At 41.0% G+C, this 1862-nt stretch carries 2 protein-coding genes; both read right to left on the bottom strand.

The features are described 5' to 3' along the window. Positions 1-160: 160 nt before the first annotated feature. Positions 161-910: an ATP-binding protein gene (locus HNR53_RS23045; protein WP_221452455.1), complete on the bottom strand. Its 750-nt coding sequence runs from the start codon at positions 908-910 to the stop codon at positions 161-163. After that, positions 911-1862 (bottom strand): Mu transposase domain-containing protein (locus tag HNR53_RS23040; RefSeq protein WP_425488714.1); only part of this gene is annotated, 952 nt, incomplete at its 5' end.

The following is a 1862-nucleotide window of genomic DNA, read 5'->3' as shown; positions in this document are numbered from 1 at the left end:
TGAATATTTCACTCAGAAAGCATCACCAAGTTGCTCATTTGAGCATCATTGATTCGCGGTTAGAGCATCATCAATATTCTGTTAAAATATCACTTTGTTATAAAATTGCGTACTGCCATTGTGGGGGGGGGGGAGGCAGCACGCAAAAGAATCATTAAAACTAGTTCTGTTTCTTTGCGTAGAGTTGTCTCATGTTCAGATTCCCTGTAAACATCCAAGCTGCATTGTGAACAATTCTATCCATCATTGCATCGGCATGAACACCTCCGCCAAGGCGTGCGTGCCAGTCTTCCTTCTTGAACTGAGTACAAAAAATGGTAGAACTGTTGTCATGTCTTCGTTCAATTAGTTCAAAGAGAAAGTGTTGTTCTTCCTCTGTAAGATCGTCGAGCAGCCACTCATCAAAAATCAATAGCTTGTAGTTCGTGAATTTCCTAAGCAGTTTAGATATTCCCTGTGGTACAAGTGTGGCCTCATCACGTAGCATCAAAAGATCCGGAATTCTGATGTATCTGGTTTTTATCCCATGTATGCAGGCTTGTTTGCCAAGTGCACAAGCTAGGTAACTTTTGCCCGATCCCGTGAATCCATGGAATATAACACTTGAGTGAGTATCTATGAACTGTGCCGTAGATAGGCTGAGAAGTTTCTCTTTGTCTAGCCCGCGATCAATATAATAAATATCGTTGAATGAAGCATTTGCAATGCGGAATTTGGCTGCCTTTATTAGACGTTCCACTTTACTGTTATACTTTTTTTGATAGACGAAATCGATTGCCATCTTCATACGATCCTCAAATGAAATCGTGGAATAACCGATATCCTGGGCTTGTTCATCAATTGCTTCGATCATTTCATTGAGGTTCAATTCACGGAGCTTTCTTCTTGTTTCTTCATTAAGCAGACTCATTTATTCGTCACCTCCGCCGTAATACTGTGAACCGCGGACGTAACCTTGAACGGTCTGATTTAGTTCCTTAGATCTTGTTTCTGCCTTTTTTGAGAGAAATAATTGATCCTGATTTGACGATAGGATTGCTTTTAAATTTTTATATCTTGGCGAGCGAATCTTTCCAAGTGCAAGATCACAAGCTACTTCAAGACGTTCAGCTGAATAAGTTTTGCTTAATCTTAGTACGGATAGAGCAGAATTGTACCCCTGTTCTTTGATTCGAACGCTTGCGAAGATTCGGTCAATAACTTCACTGGTACATGGCCCGATGGAATATGCCCATTTTTTAATCCGTTCATCATCCCATTTAGCATGATGGAATTTATCCGGCATATGCTCGTCACAAGTGGACCATTTATATTTAAGATAGTCTGGGAACCTTTTATGGGAGTATAGCCGTTCGCTTTTATAGTAGATTTCAACCAGTGATTCCGTGATCTTTAGATCTACTTTTTTACCCACGTAATTGTAAGGTGCTGAATAACGGTTGGTTTTGTAAGCAACATGACAGTCCAGGTTTACAATGTGGCCGTAAACCCATTCAGCGACTTCATACGGGGTAGAAGGTAATGCGCGAAGATGTTTGCTTTCGATTTCATTGAATATTTCTGTACGGCTGCCTTCTCGTTTTTGAAACGGTGCATCGTTAAAGTCTTTCAGCTTACGCGCTACAGCAATCTTTACTTCTTCCAACGAATGAAACACTTCATTTCTAAGTTGAGCGATGATGGCAGTTGCTGTTTTTCCTACGGTACCTTCTACAGATGCCTTTTGTTTAGGCTTTCTCACACCGGCGGGCATGATGGCAGTGAGATAATGATTTCCAAAGTCTTCATACTTTTCATTTAAGACAATTTCGCCTTGGCGCGGATGGCTGATAACGCCTGTCTTCAAGTTGTCGCATGTGACC

The sequence above is a fragment of the Bacillus benzoevorans genome, assembly GCF_014207535.1.
Lineage (GTDB): Bacteria > Bacillota > Bacilli > Bacillales > Cytobacillaceae > Bacillus_BD > Bacillus_BD benzoevorans.
This window is presented reverse-complemented; position numbering and strand designations above follow the sequence as displayed.

Bases quoted from the DNA above. Each gene is read 5' to 3' on its own strand.
- HNR53_RS23045 (WP_221452455.1), bottom strand. From the start codon at position 910: ATGAGTCTGCTTAATGAAGAAACAAGAAGAAAGCTCCGTGAATTGAAC.